Consider the following 16,069-nt stretch of genomic DNA (forward strand, 5'->3'; position numbering starts at 1 on the left):
AATGTCTATTCAATCATTAGAAAAATATTTACCTCAAAATACACTCAGTTATTTAAGGGTATGGTTTTCAGATTACTATATCCATATAAAAGTTACACGAAACAGGAATTCAAAACTGGGAGATTACAGAAAACTTCCGGACAATTCCCATGAAATAACGGTAAACTCAACGCTTACCCCGCAGCTTTTTTTCTTTGTACTGACCCACGAGCTCGCTCATCTTATTGCGTTTGAAAAATATGGACGGAAAATTTCTCCTCACGGCAATGAATGGAAAGAAACTTTCAGAAATATGCTCCTCGAAAGCCTTGAAATTTATGATGAGGAACTAAAACCCATCATTATAAAATTTTCAAAATCACCAAAGGCCAATTTCATGGCCAGCCCGGATCTGGTGAGATATTTTCATACTGAAAAACAAGATGATACTCTTCAATTTATTGAACAACTTCAGAAAGGCGAATTTTTTATATACCGCAACGAAAAGTATTTATTAGAAGGTCTAGTTAAAAAAAACTATCTTTGTAAGAACCTGGCTACTGGAAGAAAGTATTCTTTCAAGCCATTAGCGAGGGTAGAAAAATGTAGCTAATAATGTTAAAATCAGATAGATACTGCGTTATAATGGCGGGAGGAATCGGAAGCCGGTTCTGGCCAATGAGTACGCAGAAATTTCCAAAACAGTTTCAGGATATTTTAGGAACCGGACGTACAATGATTCAGCAGACCTATGACAGAATCAGTAAGGTAATTCCTAAAGAGCAAATATTCGTGATTACGAATAAAGAGTATGTGGCTCTTTCCCATCAGCAGCTTCCGGAGATTCCTGAAGAAAACATTGTGGGTGAACCACTTATGAAGAATACGGCTGCATGTAACCTGTATATGGCCAACAAGATTGCTGAGATCAATCCGGATGCAACAATGATTGTGCTTCCGGCGGATCATCTGATCCTTAAAGAGGATATATTTCTGGAAAAAGTGGAGCTGGCTTTTGAAGTAGCTTCAAAACACGATTATCTGGTAACATTAGGGATTACTCCAACAAGACCTGATACGGGATACGGTTACATTCAATTTGTAGAAAAGAAGGGTTCTGATTATTTTAAAGTCAAAACATTCACAGAGAAACCGATCCTTGAAATTGCCCAAAGCTTTTTAGAGAGCGGTGATTTCCTTTGGAATGCAGGTATTTTTATATGGAACGTAAAAAGTATTCACAATGCTTTTGATCTTTATCTTCCTGAGATGATGCAGCATTTTATGGCTTGTGAATACAATTCAGAAAAGGAAAACAGCTGTATTGAAACCATTTATCCAAAAGTTCAAAAGATATCGATTGATAACGGAATTTTAGAAAAAGCAAAGAATGTATATGTGATTCCATCAGATTTAGGATGGAGCGATCTGGGAACATGGACGTCTGTATACGAAAATACAGAAAAAGATAAAGAAGGAAATGCTGTGAAATTAAAGCATTTACTCTCCTATAACTCAAAAGGAAACATTATCCGTCTGAGAAATAATAACAAGGCGGTCATCATTGACGGTCTTGAAAACTACATTGTTGTAGATACCGATAAAGCCCTTCTTATCTGCCCGCGAGATAATGACCAGCTTATAAAAGATTATGTCCTCGACTTAAAAAACTTTAAGAAAGGAGATAAGTTTATGTAATATTTGGTATATTTTCTGCTGATTTTTTTAAATTATGATTAAAACTGCAACCCGATTTACAATTCTTATATTTTTACTTTTGGGAATCTTAGGATTTTCTCAGGAGAAGAAAAAATTTTCGAGCATTCCGAATATTTTACAGCAGATCAACCCAGGAAATAGGGTAGACTCATGGGTATTGGTATACAACAGCTATGGAAAAGGTGAGGAAATAAAAACTTCGGGTAAAGTGAATTATACGCCTCAGTTCTCCGGGTTTAATCTTTTTCCCAGTGAAGACAGCTTTTATTATATTGCTTATTCAGAAGGCGGAAAAATCAATTATGTTACCGATGTTGAGGGGCTTAGGAAATTCACAGACCGTATTGATAATGCCCAGGAAGCTGCTGTAATGCTGGCTGCCGAAGGATATATGGTGGATGAGGAATTTAAGGATCTTGCGGGTAATTATCATGAAGACCAGTCGAATTATTATCTGGATCTTGGCAAGCTGACTTCCAAGGAGTGCCCTTATCAGAAAACACATTATACGGTGACTGTAAATAAATCCACAGGAGCAGTAAGCAATGTAAAGGACAATGGAACTTATATTGAGCTTTACAATAAAAAGTGTGCTAATAACCCGAGACTTTTAAAAATCGAAAAAAAAGAAGAACCAAAGAAAGATGAGCCTAGAAAAACACCCAAACGCAGATAATACCTATGAGACGGAACGATTAATACTTCGCCCGATGTCTCGTGAAGACCGTGATTTTGTCTTCGAGCTTTATAACAGACCAAAATTTATTCAACATATTGGCAACCGTAATGTTAATAGCATTGAGGATGCTGAGAATTATATCCTGAACAGATTTGTTCCACAGATTGAAAGATTGGGATTCGGAAATTATCTTTTAGTAACTAAAGAAGGAAAAGAAAAAGTAGGAGCAGTAGGCATCTTTGAGAGAGAAGGTCTGGATATTGTGGATATAGGATATTCTCTACTGGAAGAGTTTGAAGGCAAAGGGTATGCATTTGAAGCGGCTCAGAAGGTCAAATCCATTGGGATGGATGAGTTTGGATTATCAAAAATATCGGCTATTATTTCAAAAGATAACATCTCTTCCCAAAAGCTGATTGAAAAGCTGGGATTAAGATTTAAAAAATATGTAACGCTTCCCGGAGAAACCGAAGAATTAAACTATTACGAAACCGAATAATAAATCCATAAAAAATATTTTCACAAATAACACAACAATGTATCTGTGCTATTTGTGAAAATATTTGTGATTTGAGTTTAAAAAAAGAAATTATCCCTCCAGAATCTGTTCAGCGGCAGTCTTTGAAGTTACTTTTTCAATGACTCTTGTACAAATGCCATTTTCATCAAAAATAAAAGTGGTTCTTACAATTCCCATATAGGTTTTTCCAAATGTTTTTTTCTCTTGCCATACCCCGAATTTTTCAATGATATTACGGTTTTCATCTGCAATAAGATCATAAGGAAAGGCAAATTTGCTGTGAAAGTTCTTCTGCTTTTTTACAGAATCACCACTTATTCCCAATAATTGAAATCCCGCTTTTTTAAGCTTAGTATAGTTATCACTAAGATTACAGGCTTCCACAGTACAAGTGGGCGTATTCGCTTGTGGATAAAAGAAAACCACTAGTTTTTTTCCAATTAATTTTGACGAAGTTACTGTTTCTCCGTCTTGGTTGAGTTCTTCAAATTCAGGTAATTTATCTCCAACTTTCAGCATAATGATTTAATTTTGTTCAAATTTAAGGGTTACATGACAAAAAAGCAAAGAGCAGAGCTCGTTCAGATAGAACTGGAGAAATTATATCCTACAACACCTATTCCGTTAGATCACACCGATCCGTATACATTGATGGTTGCTGTAGCACTTTCCGCACAAACCACAGATAAAAAAGTAAACCAGGTTACGCCTGACCTTTTTGCGGTAGCAGGAACACCACAAAGAATGGCTAAGCTGGAAGAATTTGAAATCAAAGAACTGATCAAAGAAATAGGGCTATCCAATACAAAGGCCAAAAACCTGAAAAGAATGGCCGAACTTCTGTTGGAAAGACATAATGGTATCGTTCCCCAGACTTATGAAGAATTGGAAGCTCTTCCGGGAGTGGGACACAAAACGGCTTCAGTCGTAATGAGCCAGGGATTCGGGTTTCCCGCTTTTCCTGTAGATACACACATTCATCGTCTGATGACACAATGGAAACTTACTTCAGGAAAAAATGTAGTGGAAACAGAGCGTGATGCCAAGAGTTTATTCCCGGAAGAAGTATGGAATAAGCTTCACCTTCAGATCATTTTTTATGGAAGAGAATATTCTCCGGCAAGAGGAAAAGGAGAGAAGGATTTTATTACGAAAATGATGTTTGAGAAATAACTCATTAATTTTAGCGCTATGCTCGCAAGGATTTTATAAAAAATTACGTTGAAATAGCTCGCAAAGGCACTTCGTTTAGCAAAGGCAATATTCCCTAGCTGAGTGAAAAGTCCTTGCGAACGAAAAAGAAAACGCAACAATTACTTTGTGATCGTTGCGTTATTTTAATTTTTATTGATGGATTAAATGTCCAATAATCTTCTGTGGTAATTGATCTGTCCCAAATGATAATCCAGATGAGCAATCAGATGAATCAGAAAATAATCTGTGGTCATAGCACTTTCAAAAACAACCAGAGGATATTCTTTTTTCAGGTCGTCTTCTGATAATTGAGAAAGAGTAGAATCTATCATTGTTGTAGTTGCCTCTATTTTTTCAATAAGTTCGGCTCTTGGAACATCTTTTAAGGAAAACTCCAGGTCACGTTGTCTTATATACCCTGTGTTTCCAAGGTGTGTTCCTATAAAATGGTTGAGATTTCCAACTAAATGAAGCACCAAATTGCCCGCAGAATTGGCTATGTTTTTATCAATCCTCCAAATATTTTCTTCATTTTGATAGGCTTCTATCTCTGATTTTAGTTTGTTTAAATCTCTGTTGTAAAGAGACCTAAGGCTTTCTGTGATCATATCAATTTTGTTGTATTGTTGTTTTAAAATATCCTCTGAAGTGTTTATAAACCAAACTGTCAACCCTGCATTTATAATCTATGAAACCATAAATGCTGTCATTTTTTTTGAATCTGTTGGTGTTTAGAATCAGTTTCTGTTCCGAAACTTTTGATTTTATGTATTTTTTTCCCCTTTTAAAGTTTTAGGATCAATATCTTTTATATAAAATCGATTGTTGAAAACCTTTACCAAAACACCGTTTCCAAAATAGCCATTATTATTGTTCAGCAGAATATTCAAAGTATCATTCTAATATTGGGCCTTACATTTATAGTCATCAAACAAAAAATGATCCTTTAAGAAGGCCGTCGTAATAAAATGCTTTCTGAACAATATAAGCTGTTCTTGTCTTGCCTTCAACAATTTCACTATTGTAAAGTTTCAACTCTGGATATTTAGAGAGAAGTTGGATAGTATCATTGCTAGATAGGCTCTCGTCAATCGTAAACTTTTCAAAATTTTGATCCTTTTGATAGCTCAGAGCAATCAATAAAATACCTGAAAAAAACAAAAATAGTCTTATAAAGAAACTATTTTTGTTTTTGAGCCCAAAGCTCCATTTTTCTGTTCAGAACATCCAAAGGAAGGCATCCCTGGCTTAATACTTCATCATGGAAGCTTGCCAGATTGAATTTATTTCCAAGTTCTTTCTGATACTTTTCTCTCAGCTCGCGGATTCTTAAAGAGCCTATTTTGTAGCCTAAAGCCTGTCCCGGCATTGCCATATATCTTTCTACTTCTGCCGTGGCAGCTCCTTCGTCATAAGAAATGTTGCTTAAGAAATATTTGATGGCTTCTTCTCTTGACATTTTTCCGGTATGAAGTCCTGTGTCTACCACAAGTCGTACAGCTCTCAGCATCTGATCGCTCAGGTATCCCATTTTCTGGTAAGGATCCGTATATAAGCCGAATTCAGGACCTAAAGTTTCACAATAATGTGCCCATCCTTCACCATATGCTCCAAACCAACCGAACCTCATGAATTTTGGAAGCTTAGTGTTTTCCTGTTGTAAAGAAACCTGGTAATGATGTCCCGGAATCGCTTCATGAAGGAAAAGAGACTCCATTCCTGAAGTAACATTGAATTTGGTAGGGTCAGGCAGAGGAACATAAAATATACCTGCTCTTTTACCATCCGGAGTTCCCGGAATGTATTCTGCACTAGCACTTGCCTCTCTGAATTTTTCCGTCTGTCTGATTTCAAATTTTGTTTTTGGAGTTACATTGAACATCGTTTTCAGTTTCGGAGTAATCTTCGTAAGAATACCGTTGAAGGCATTTAAAACTTCTTTAGAGGTTTTATAAGGCATTGCCTTTGGATCTGTTTTCACAAAAGTAATAAACTCTTCCAGGCTGCCGGTAAAACCTACCTGCTGCTTTACTTTTTCCATTTCTGCACGAAGCATAGCTACCTGCTGTAGTCCGATTTTATTGATCTCATCAGGAGACTTTTTAGTAGTGGTCCAGCTTTTTACATAATAGCTGTAGATTTCATTTCCGTTAGGAAGGCTGTTGTATCCGTCTGTATCTCTTGCTTTTGGAAGATAGTCTTTTTCTAAAAATACTCCCATTTTAGTATAAGCCGGAATAATTTTTTTCGTGATAGCGTCTTTATAAAGTGCTGAAAATTTATCTTTCTGATCCTGAGTGAAGTTTTTAGGAAAGTTTTTAACCGGTCCGTAGAAAATGTTTTTTTCCATATCAGATGTGGTGATTTCCTCGGCCTTCATCTGGGGAATCATTTTGATAACCAGTTTTTTAGGAAGTACTACCTTATTGTTGATTCCCTCACGGAAGTTATCTGTTGCGGCATCCATCCATTCCGGGAATTTTTCCATTCTTTTCAGCCAGTCGCTGTAGTCTTTTTCAGTTTTGAAAGGCTGGCTGCCCTGTCCGCTTCCATACAAGGGAAAAGTAAGCGGGAGCCCCCCAAATTGGGTAAAAGGAATATATTCCGGGTGATAGGCATAGGCCTCAATTTTGTCTTTTAAAGTATAATCCAGTACATCATACACCACCTTATCTTCATCAGAAAGGGATTTGTAATCTACATGCTCCAGTTGTTTCTGTACAGAATTGTAGAAAGCGATTTCTCCTGAGATAAAATCTTTATCAATATTGATAGGAAGCTGGTCGTTGTATCTTGTATCTCCCTGAGAGGTAGCGTCTAAAGGATAGAGTTTAAGATATTGCTCATAATAGTTGGAAGCAATAGAATCCAGGTTGCTGGGGGTCACTTTGGTAAGGGGAGAATCTGTCTTTTTGCATGAAGCAAGCCCGATCATCAATCCTAATCCAAGTATACCTTTTGATAAAATGTTTTTCATTTTCAGAATCTTTATGAAAACAAAAGTAAGTATTATTGGGATATTCAGACTTATGGTATGAGTTGATTTTAAAAAATTATTTTCAAAATCCTTTCAACTTTGAATCAATTTTTTATCTTTGTCTAAAACGTTTAACAATCATATTATTACAGTTCTTTTTTAAGAAAAAATGAAAGGGATTTTAAAAATTTACCATCCGGAGGAGACGCTAAAATACAATATCAGAAATACTTATTGTAAGGCAGTTTACAGCAACCAACAACATTTTTTAGAGGTTGAAGTTATTACGGATGACAGTTTGGATCACGTAGACGATGATTCACTACAGTACAACTTTCCGCAGCTTTCACTTGAAGTTTTTGATTTTCCTATCGAATCAGCGGAAATAGAAGGAAAAACTATCACAATCAATGATTCCGATGAAGAAACCTACACGGAAGTAGACCTTTTCGATGACGAAGATGCCTATATCTATGACAATGAGCTTCTTTTTGAAAAAAATGAAGAAGGAGAGCTTCAGGTCATCTGGAAGGGCACTATTGATGATTTCTACACAGGATCAGATACACCGATTCCTTTTAGATTAAAATGCGAGTTCAAGCAGGATGATATTGAGGTAGACGAGGATTAACGATCGTTTTCATCCTTTTTTAATACCGGATTTCTTTTCAAATTTATTTTTGGAAAGAAATTTGCTGTTGGTAAATCATAACAAATTTTAAGTTGTTTTTAAGCAATTTTTAAGAGTTCAATTCATAATATTCTACTACATTTGTCGTTGAAATTTAATAAAATTTACATTTAATGCTGTTAACGGAACTTTCTCAGATTTTATTTGCACAAATCGCTACACCTGCAGTTGCTGCAGACAACTTAGAGTTCTCATTCTGGAAAATTATGTTCCACGGAGGTGCATTCGCTAAAATAGTGATGGTCACGGTATTGCTGTTGGGAATATTTTCTCTGTATCTGTTTTTTGAAAGGTTTTTCTTTATCAAAAGACTGACTTCAAAAACGGATTCCAACTTCATGAATAATATTGAAGACTTTATCAAAGCTGGAAAAATAGAGGCAGCAGCGGATTATTGCAAAACGCAAAATTCCCCGGAAGGAAGGATTTTAGAAAAAGGCATTTCAAGACTTGGGCGCCCTGTTTCCGATATCGTAAGTGCTATGGAAGCGCAGGCTCAGGTAGAGGTTGCTAATATGGAGAAAAACCTGAACCTTTTGGCTGTAGTACCGAGTATTGCACCGATGTTAGGGCTTTTAGGTACCGTAATAGGGATGATTATTGCTTTCTTTAATTTATCCCATGCCACAGGATCTTTCTCACCGAAAACGCTTTCGGAAGGTATTTATACCGCTTTGGGACAGACCGCTGTAGGTTTGGCCGTAGCAATTCCTGCTAACTTCTGTTACAATATTCTATTGACAAGGATTGATAAATTTGTACTGAAGGCTCAGAATATGTCAGGAGAATTTTTGGATCTTATCAACAAACCTTTATAAATCTTCCTTACGATGAAAATTCAGAGAAGAAATAAAGCAAACCCGGAATTCAGTTTAGCAGCGATGACAGACGTTATCCTGTTGATGCTGATTTTCTTTATGATCACATCTTCAGCAGCCAATCAAAGTGCTATTGATGTGAATCTGCCGAAAGCCGGAGCAGTTGAAGACAATATACCTAATCCTTTGACGGTAAGTATTAAGCCGGATGGTTCGTTTTTTGTAGATGACAATCCAGCAAATAAAGGAGAATTGGAGAAGATTATTGTAGATAAATTAGCGAACCAGACTAATAAATCATTTACGATAAGAGCTGACGAAAATACATTACATAAAGATGTTGTTTTTGTGATGGAAATTGCTGAAAAATATAAATTTAACATCGCTATTGCAACCGTTAAAGACAAATAATAAATCCGAAGATTCGGAAAGAATTACTTTTTAAGATGAGAAGCTATACAGCCAACAGAAACGAAGAAAATAAAGATAGGATAAAGAGCGCCCTGCTTTCTGTTCTTATCTGGGCTGCTATTTTGCTTTTTGTTTTTTTGTATAAATTAAAACCTGAGCTGGATAAAGAACCCGAAATGGTAACGACTATGCTGGTCAATTTCGGCGATAACAGAAATGGAAAAGGAATTGAAGAGCCCGCGGAACAGCCTGGAAGTCTTGCTGCAGCCACAGAAGAAGTGACACCTGAGCCTGCAGAAACACCTGTGCCGGAAACAAAGACTGTTGTAAAGCCGGAACCAACTCCTGAGCCCAAGAAAGCAGACATTAAGGAGAAGGTTATCACAGGAAATAATTTAAAAACAACAGTTCCTAAGAAAGAGGAATCAAAAAAAGCTGTAAAAAAAGAGGCAACAAGTACCAGTGCTTCTAAAAATACTAAGAAATCCGGGGCTGCAACAGCCAATTCAAAAACAGGAAATGGAGACGGAAAAGGGAATGCCGCTATTGGAAACCTGATTAAAGGAAGAGGAACAAAAGCAGGAAGCCAGGGAACAGGCGAGGGAATAGGAAATGCAGGAGATCCTTTAGGAGGTGACGGAAACGGAGACAGTAAAGTAGGAATCGACAGAAAACTTGTTGGATATATTCCGGGAACAATGGGCAGAGGAGGTGCACAGCCATCTCACAGCTGTACCGCAAGCGGATCAATTACCGTTGCCTACACTGTAGATAAAGCAGGAAATGTAGTATCTGCAAGAAGATTGGGAGGAGTTTCTGATCCTTGTGTATCATCCACATCGGTAGCCTGGGTAAAGAAATATGTAAAAGCAGAGAAAGCCAGTACTTCTTCCACCGGAACTTATAAAATTACATTCTAAAATACAAAAGCACTTTATTCAAGTGCTTTTTTTAATTCGTTTATTCTGTTGATTATTGGAAGCGCAAAAATTCCGCTGGTCTGAAGATACAACTCGTAGAATGTTTTTGCCTTATCCTGAAAATCTTTGTTGTGATCATGTCTGCTGTTGAAGTAGAAAAGATTTCCCAGCATTTCGTAATAATCTTTGTGATCTCTTTCCTGTCTTTCATTGACAATGGCAATTATTTCTTCCTTCGTTTTAGAAGAAACTTCCGTGAAGCTCATCTTAAAAATATCTCGCATGAGTGTATCAAAATCCAGTTCTTTCTGCATTAAACTTTCTTCAGGTTTATCGAGAATAAGTTTTTCCAACGCCTGGGTCAACTGGCGGATAAGTCTTAGGGTAAATTCTTTATCTGTAATCATAAATAGGTAGTTTTGTTGCTAGTTGCTAGTTGCTAGTTGCTAGTTGCTAGTTGCTAGTTGCTAGTTGCTAGTTGCTAGTTGCTAGTTGCTAGTTGCTAGTTGCTAGTTGCTAGTTGCTAGTTTGGATTATGTTCGCCAGTTTAATTGGACGTATTTTATAAAGTTATTGATTTTTCCTCCCAGAAGTTTGTATTGTTCTGATTTTTCTTTAAAGTCTAAGCTTAATTCTGGGTAGAGGAGGTTGATTTTTGATAAATGACAAACGGTTTCGTCACAACTTGCCTGAGAGTAAGTAAGGAATCTAATAAAATCACCTTTGTAATTGTTTCTTCCATAACCTTCTGCAATGTTTGTAACAACAGAATCGGCAGATCGCCTCAATTGGCTACCCAGTTCATATAATTCATAGTTGGGTAGTTTGAGTGAGAGTTTATGTGTTTCAATAAACAATTCAAAAGCAATATTATAAATGTCAAGTTTTTCGTAACTCATTAATATCTTTTTTAACGATTAAAAAAAACAGTAACTGCCAACCAGCAACTTTTGATTAAGCAAAGAACAGATAAGCCAGCGCAATTGCAGTGATAACCCCCACCAAATCGGCCAGAAGCATAGCAATTACCGTGTATCTTGTATTCTTAACGGCTACGGCACCAAAATAGACTGCGATCACATAAAAAGTAGTATCTGAACTTCCCTGAAGTACTGCGGCTAATTTGCCCTGAAAACTGTCAGCTCCGAATGTTGCCATTGTATCCACCATCATTCCTCTGGCTCCTGAACCTGATAAAGGCTTGATTAAAGCTGTCGGAAGCCCGTCCACGAATCTTGGATCCATATTGGCCACGTTCGCTACCCATTTCATTCCGTCAATGATCACATCAAAAACACCGGAAGTTCTTAATAATGAAATGGCAATCAGCATCCCAACCAGGTAAGGAATAATCTTGACACAGGTATTGAATCCTTCTTTTGCTCCTTCAATAAAGGCATCAAAAACGTTTATTTTCTTGTAAACGGCTCCAAGTACAATAGCAAGAAATATGAACAGAATCAAACCATTGCTTAATACTTTGCTGAAGTCGTCCAGTTCATCCTTACTCAATTGTACAAGGTATACTACTAATAAAGCGATAATGGCTGAAATTCCTCCTACATAAGCAATCACTACCGGACGAAGAAGATTGATCTTCTGATAGAGAGAAACGATAATCATTGCTGCCAAAGTAGCCGCGAAAGTAGCAATCATACAAGGAAGGAAAATGTCTGTAGGTGTTTTGGAGCCCATGGATGCCCTGATCGCAATAATGGATACAGGAATCAGAGTCATACCTCCGGCATGGAGACACAGGAACATGATTTGAGAATTACTGGCTGTATCTTTATTAGGATTTAAAGTCTGGAGGCTTTCCATGGCTTTTAACCCAAAAGGAGTCGCTGCATTATCCAGTCCCAGAAGATTGGCGCTGAAATTCATCAGCATGTGCCCGAATGCGGGGTGGTTTTTCGGAATCTCAGGAAATAACTTAGAGAAAAATGGTTGAATCAGTCGGCTTAAAAGATTGATTCCGCCTGCTTTTTCAGCAATACTCATGAATCCCATGAATAAGGTCATAATCCCGATAAGGCCAAGACAGATCTTCACTGCAGTTTCTGAAGTGCCAATCACTCCATCAGCTTCCTGAACACGGTAAACGTTTACATTTTGCTTTAAAGAGTCCGTTTTATAGTGAATTCTGCTGTCTGCAAAATCATTCTTTTTCATCAGGCTGTCTCTGACAATAGGAGAGAGACTGGTTATTGGCTGTGAAGCAATCTTCACGGTATCACCTCCTTTTCCAACTACCATATCATTGAAAATGGTCTTATAATGACCTGACGACACGTATTTTATACTGGCAATGGCAATGGCAATGATAATAAAAGCCGACCAAATTCTGCTGAGAACCATCTGATTGATTTAATTGTTTAAACTTATCAAAAATACTTTAAACCACAAAAATAACTAAAGTCTTTTGTTATTCTGATGCGAAAGAGTACTAATGATGGTTGTCTGATTTTAAAGATTATTTTAACGCAGTAAAGGTTTCTAATAATGAAGTGTGATTTTTTAGTTCGCAAAGGCGTTAGCGTTAAGCATAGAAATAGATACGTTGCAGAATGAAATGCCCCTGCGAACGAAAATATGCATGAAGCTTTATGTTTTCTTTGCGAATCGTGGCGTTTAAATAAAGGAATTATTCTTCCAAATAAACAAGATGCCCTTCAAAATCATCATCCAGATTTTTCAGCACTTTGGCATCATCCATTTTTTTGATTAATGCCTCTACAAAAAAGCTTTTTTCAAAAAACTGGCGGTGAATTCCCGGTAAAAGTTCCATGAAATAATCCATTCCGATTTTGTTGTTATGAAGATCCATTTTGGTTTCCAAAGGCTCATTCGGGAATAGCTCTTCATGCATGTCTGTAATTCTTTTGCAGAAATCAAGCGCTTTTTTGGGAGAAGAGATCTTACAGCAGTACATCATAATGAAGCAGCACCACAAAGCGTGTCTGAAAGCATTTCCAATTCCATTATTGGAGGCTGTTTCAGGGAATTTTTTCTGAGCTATGGTAAATGCTTTTATGGTAGCATGAAAACTCAGCAAGGCAAAAAGAGGATGAGGAAGGATAAGTGATAAAAGACGGATAATCTTTTTGAAACTCATACTTCTGATAGTATTGAAAAATATCTTGAAAGTTCTCATAAATAAAAATCTCTCCCTAATTAGAGAGAGATTGTATTGTTTTGTTACAGATACTATACTTTTACAGCTAATAAATTCACTGTTTTTGCAACAGTATCCTGAATTTCGGTTCTTTTTACGATGAAATCTACAAATCCTTTTTCCTGTAAGAATTCTGATGTCTGGAATCCTTCCGGTAAGTCTCTACCGATTGTTTCACGGATTACTCTTGGTCCTGCGAAGCCAATCAAAGCTCCCGGTTCTGCCATAATGATATCAGCAGTCATTGCGAAAGAAGCTGTGATTCCTCCGAATGTAGGGTCACAAAGATAAGCAATGTATAAAAGTCCTGCTTCAGAAAGCTGAGCTAATTTAGCCTGAACTTTTGCCAGCTGCATCAAAGAGTAAGTGGCTTCCTGCATTCTTGCGCCTCCGGACTGACAGATAATCATATACGGAAGTTTGTGCTTGATACAGTAATCAACTGCTCTTCTGATCTTTTCTCCCATTACAGAACCCAAAGATCCACCGATGAAAGCAAAATCCATACAAGAAACTACCATTTCAGTTCCTTTTACAGTTCCTACAGCATTTCTGATAGAATCAGTAAGCTTGGTCTTTGCTTTTACTTCTTTCAAACGGTCTTTATAAGGCTTTGTATCTTTGAAGTTTAAGATATCAATACTTTCAACATTGGCATCCAGTTCGGTAAATTTACCACCGTCAAAAAGGATGTCAAAAAATTCCGCACTTCCTATTCTTACATGAAACCCGTCTTCAGGAGAAACATAGTTATTTCTCTTTAGTTCATCATGTTCCACAACTTTTCCGGATGGAGTCTGATGCCAAAGGCCTTTGGGAACGTCCTTTTTTTCATCAGTAGAAGTGGTAATGTTTTTTGCTTTTCTTTTAAACCAGTCGAATGCCATTTTTGCTTGTATTAATGTATAAATGTAAAATGTACCAATGCAAATGTATTTCTTATGAATCCCTTTTACATTGGTACAAATGTACAGTTCTTATTTTAAAGTATTTACGTTATTTAAATCTTCAAATGCTTTCACCAATCTTGTAGAGAATGTATCCTCACCTTTTCTTACCCAAACTCTTGGGTCATAGAATTTCTTGTTTGGTTTTTCTTCTCCTTCAGGGTTTCCGATTTGAGTTCTTAAATACTCAATATTGTTTACCATATAATCTCTAACGCCTTCTGTATATGCAAACTGAAGGTCAGTATCGATATTCATTTTGATTACTCCGTAGTCGATAGCTTCTCTGATTTCCTCTAAAGTAGATCCTGAACCTCCGTGGAATACAAAGTTGATAGGTTTAGCAGCAGTTCCGAATTTCTCCTGAACATATTTCTGAGAATTGTCAAGGATTTTCGGTGTAAGAACTACGTTTCCTGGCTTGTAAACTCCGTGTACGTTACCGAAAGCAGCAGCAATGGTAAAGTTGTCAGAAATAGCTTTTAATTTTTCATAAGTGTAAGCTATATCTTCAGGCTGAGTATATAATTTAGAGTTATCAACGTCTGAGTTGTCAACACCATCTTCTTCACCTCCTGTAACTCCAATTTCTACTTCAAGAGTCATCTGAAGCTTAGCCATTCTTTCGAAATACTGAGCTGAAATCTCAAGATTTTCTTCTAAAGATTCTTCAGAAAGGTCTAACATGTGAGAAGAGTAAAGAGATTTTCCTGTCTGCTTGAAGAATTCTTCGTTAGCATCCATCAATCCGTCAATCCAAGGAAGTAATTTCTTTGCACAGTGGTCTGTGTGTAGAATTACTGTTGCTCCGTAAGCTTCAGCAAGCGTGTGGATATGTTTTGCTCCAGCGATAGATCCTAAGATTGCAGCCTTTTGTCCGTCGTTGCTTAATCCTTTTCCTGCGTTGAATGCAGCTCCACCATTTGAAAACTGAATAATTACAGGAGAGTTCAATTTCGCTGCAGTTTCCATCACAGCGTTTACATTGCTTGATCCAATTACGTTTACTGCAGGTAATGCAAACTTGTTTTCTTTAGCATACTGAAAGATATCAGTAACTAACTGACCTGTGGCAACTCCTGCCGGAAAAATTCTGCTCATGTTTTACTTTTTATTATAAATTTATTAGGTGTTTTAATTTCGTGTAAAGGTAATCATTTTTAAGAAATTACTAATTTCTTTTATCTCTTCCCCAAAGTAGCTTCTGGCGGATCGTCTCATAGAAACTTAAACTGTTGGGCTGTACCAGAAGAAGCTGGAATGCTGCCTTCTTGATGATAATTTCCTTGTCGGTTTCTATATGTATCAGCCGGGAGTCCAGAGAAAGGGAGTATTGAGGTACACGGCTTTCCACCCTGAATTTTATTTCTACTTTGTCATTCACTACTAAAGGTCTCACATTCAGATTGTGAGGCGCGATTGGAGTGATGACGAAATTTTCGTTGTTGGGAGAAATGATAGGTCCGCCACAACTCAAAGAGTAAGCAGTAGAACCAGTAGGAGTGGAGATGATAACACCATCACCCCAGAATACATTCAGAAACTCATCATTGATGTAAGAATCAACCGTAATCATTGATGTGGTTTCTTTTCTTGAGACGGTAACATCATTCAGGGCATATGGGAAAAATCCTTCCAGATTGGGAGAAACAACTTCAATGACTGAACGACGGCTCGTCTTTACATCTCCTTTTAAAATGGAATCAAGTTCTTTAAAAGCTTCTTCCTTTGTGAAAAAGGCTAAAAATCCAAGTCTTCCGGTATTAACCCCTACAACAGGTATTTCAAGATCTTCAATGAACGTTAAAGAATTCACAATCGTTCCGTCTCCACCGAAAGTGAAAAACAAATCTACTTCCTTATCCAGAAGATCCTGCTTGCAGTTGAAGGTTTCGAAAATTTTTGAGAACTGAAGTGCTTCAGCCATTTCATCATACAGAACAGATTTTACATCTCTGGCTTCAAGTTCAGAGATAAACTTGCTTAAATATAAAAAAGTATCAAGATCTTTTTTCTGAGAATATATGGCTGCCTTCATG

General features: G+C 37.0%; 19 protein-coding genes. 9 read left to right on the plus strand and 10 right to left on the minus strand.

Features of this window, described 5'->3' with window-relative positions:
* Position 1: 1 nt before the first annotated feature.
* From FW781_RS10665 to FW781_RS10680, 4 genes are read left to right on the plus strand one after another with little or no spacing between them, the layout of a single operon-like run.
* A complete protein-coding gene (locus tag FW781_RS10665; protein ID WP_149387428.1) occupies positions 2-592 on the plus strand; it encodes a SprT-like domain-containing protein in 591 nt (196 codons plus the stop codon).
* 2 nt (positions 593-594) lie between these two features.
* The gene (locus FW781_RS10670) at positions 595-1,677 is read left to right on the plus strand and encodes a mannose-1-phosphate guanylyltransferase (protein ID WP_228720182.1); all 1,083 of its coding nucleotides are present in this window, start codon (positions 595-597) and stop codon (positions 1,675-1,677) included.
* A gap of 34 nt (positions 1,678-1,711) precedes the next feature.
* Positions 1,712-2,374: a hypothetical protein gene (locus FW781_RS10675; RefSeq protein WP_149387429.1), complete on the plus strand. Its 663-nt coding sequence runs from the start codon at positions 1,712-1,714 to the stop codon at positions 2,372-2,374.
* The gene (locus FW781_RS10680; RefSeq protein WP_149387430.1) at positions 2,343-2,876 is read left to right on the plus strand and encodes a GNAT family N-acetyltransferase; all 534 of its coding nucleotides are present in this window, start codon (positions 2,343-2,345) and stop codon (positions 2,874-2,876) included. Before FW781_RS10675 ends, FW781_RS10680 begins: the two co-directional genes overlap by 32 nt.
* A 90-nt stretch (positions 2,877-2,966) precedes the next feature.
* Here FW781_RS10680 and bcp read toward each other — a convergent pair whose 3' ends face one another.
* Entirely contained in the window at positions 2,967-3,416 is a 450-nt protein-coding gene (gene bcp / locus FW781_RS10685; protein WP_047422077.1) for a thioredoxin-dependent thiol peroxidase, read from the minus strand.
* A 33-nt stretch (positions 3,417-3,449) separates the two neighbouring features.
* Between bcp and FW781_RS10690 the strand changes: the two genes are divergently transcribed.
* Entirely contained in the window at positions 3,450-4,070 is a 621-nt protein-coding gene (locus FW781_RS10690) for an endonuclease III domain-containing protein (protein ID WP_149387431.1), read from the plus strand.
* A 182-nt stretch (positions 4,071-4,252) separates the two neighbouring features.
* Here the strand turns inward: FW781_RS10690 and FW781_RS10695 are convergent, their stop codons facing one another.
* Positions 4,253-4,699, minus strand: a complete 447-nt coding sequence (locus tag FW781_RS10695) for a DinB family protein (RefSeq protein WP_149387432.1) — start codon at positions 4,697-4,699, stop codon at positions 4,253-4,255.
* A 572-nt stretch (positions 4,700-5,271) separates the two neighbouring features.
* Positions 5,272-7,068 carry a DUF885 domain-containing protein gene (locus FW781_RS10700; protein WP_149387433.1) on the minus strand — a complete coding sequence of 599 codons (1,797 nt, stop codon included), beginning with the start codon at positions 7,066-7,068 and terminating at the stop codon, positions 5,272-5,274.
* A gap of 169 nt (positions 7,069-7,237) precedes the next feature.
* Between FW781_RS10700 and FW781_RS10705 the strand changes: the two genes are divergently transcribed.
* From FW781_RS10705 to FW781_RS10720, 4 genes are all read left to right on the plus strand, one after another.
* Positions 7,238-7,699, plus strand: a complete 462-nt coding sequence (locus FW781_RS10705; protein ID WP_142717430.1) for a hypothetical protein — start codon at positions 7,238-7,240, stop codon at positions 7,697-7,699.
* 173 nt (positions 7,700-7,872) lie between these two features.
* A complete protein-coding gene (locus FW781_RS10710) occupies positions 7,873-8,577 on the plus strand; it encodes a MotA/TolQ/ExbB proton channel family protein (RefSeq protein WP_077413278.1) in 705 nt (234 codons plus the stop codon).
* Positions 8,578-8,589: 12 nt separating this feature from the next.
* Positions 8,590-8,988 (plus strand): ExbD/TolR family protein, encoded by a 399-nt coding sequence (locus FW781_RS10715; protein WP_149387434.1) that lies wholly within the window; start codon positions 8,590-8,592, stop codon positions 8,986-8,988.
* 35 nt (positions 8,989-9,023) lie between these two features.
* Entirely contained in the window at positions 9,024-9,908 is an 885-nt protein-coding gene (locus tag FW781_RS10720) for an energy transducer TonB (protein ID WP_149387435.1), read from the plus strand.
* 14 nt (positions 9,909-9,922) lie between these two features.
* Here the strand turns inward: FW781_RS10720 and FW781_RS10725 are convergent, their stop codons facing one another.
* The 7 genes from FW781_RS10725 to FW781_RS10755 form a co-directional block, all read right to left on the minus strand.
* Positions 9,923-10,315, minus strand: a complete 393-nt coding sequence (locus FW781_RS10725) for a hypothetical protein (protein ID WP_106917843.1) — start codon at positions 10,313-10,315, stop codon at positions 9,923-9,925.
* A 126-nt stretch (positions 10,316-10,441) separates the two neighbouring features.
* Entirely contained in the window at positions 10,442-10,807 is a 366-nt protein-coding gene (locus FW781_RS10730; protein ID WP_047380109.1) for a four helix bundle protein, read from the minus strand.
* Between the two features lie 55 nt (positions 10,808-10,862).
* Positions 10,863-12,266 (minus strand): nucleoside recognition domain-containing protein, encoded by a 1,404-nt coding sequence (locus tag FW781_RS10735; protein ID WP_149387436.1) that lies wholly within the window; start codon positions 12,264-12,266, stop codon positions 10,863-10,865.
* Positions 12,267-12,552: 286 nt separating this feature from the next.
* Positions 12,553-13,062: a DUF6973 domain-containing protein gene (locus FW781_RS10740; protein WP_149387437.1), complete on the minus strand. Its 510-nt coding sequence runs from the start codon at positions 13,060-13,062 to the stop codon at positions 12,553-12,555.
* A 53-nt stretch (positions 13,063-13,115) separates the two neighbouring features.
* Positions 13,116-13,970 carry an acetyl-CoA carboxylase, carboxyltransferase subunit beta gene (accD, locus tag FW781_RS10745; protein ID WP_149387438.1) on the minus strand — a complete coding sequence of 285 codons (855 nt, stop codon included), beginning with the start codon at positions 13,968-13,970 and terminating at the stop codon, positions 13,116-13,118.
* Between the two features lie 90 nt (positions 13,971-14,060).
* The gene (fbaA, locus tag FW781_RS10750) at positions 14,061-15,131 is read right to left on the minus strand and encodes a class II fructose-bisphosphate aldolase (RefSeq protein ID WP_149387439.1); all 1,071 of its coding nucleotides are present in this window, start codon (positions 15,129-15,131) and stop codon (positions 14,061-14,063) included.
* 70 nt (positions 15,132-15,201) lie between these two features.
* Positions 15,202-16,068, minus strand: coding sequence for an NAD kinase (locus FW781_RS10755; protein ID WP_149387440.1), 867 nt, complete (start codon positions 16,066-16,068; stop codon positions 15,202-15,204).
* Position 16,069: the final 1 nt, after the last annotated feature.

Source organism: Chryseobacterium panacisoli, assembly GCF_008274625.1.
Lineage (GTDB): Bacteria > Bacteroidota > Bacteroidia > Flavobacteriales > Weeksellaceae > Chryseobacterium > Chryseobacterium panacisoli.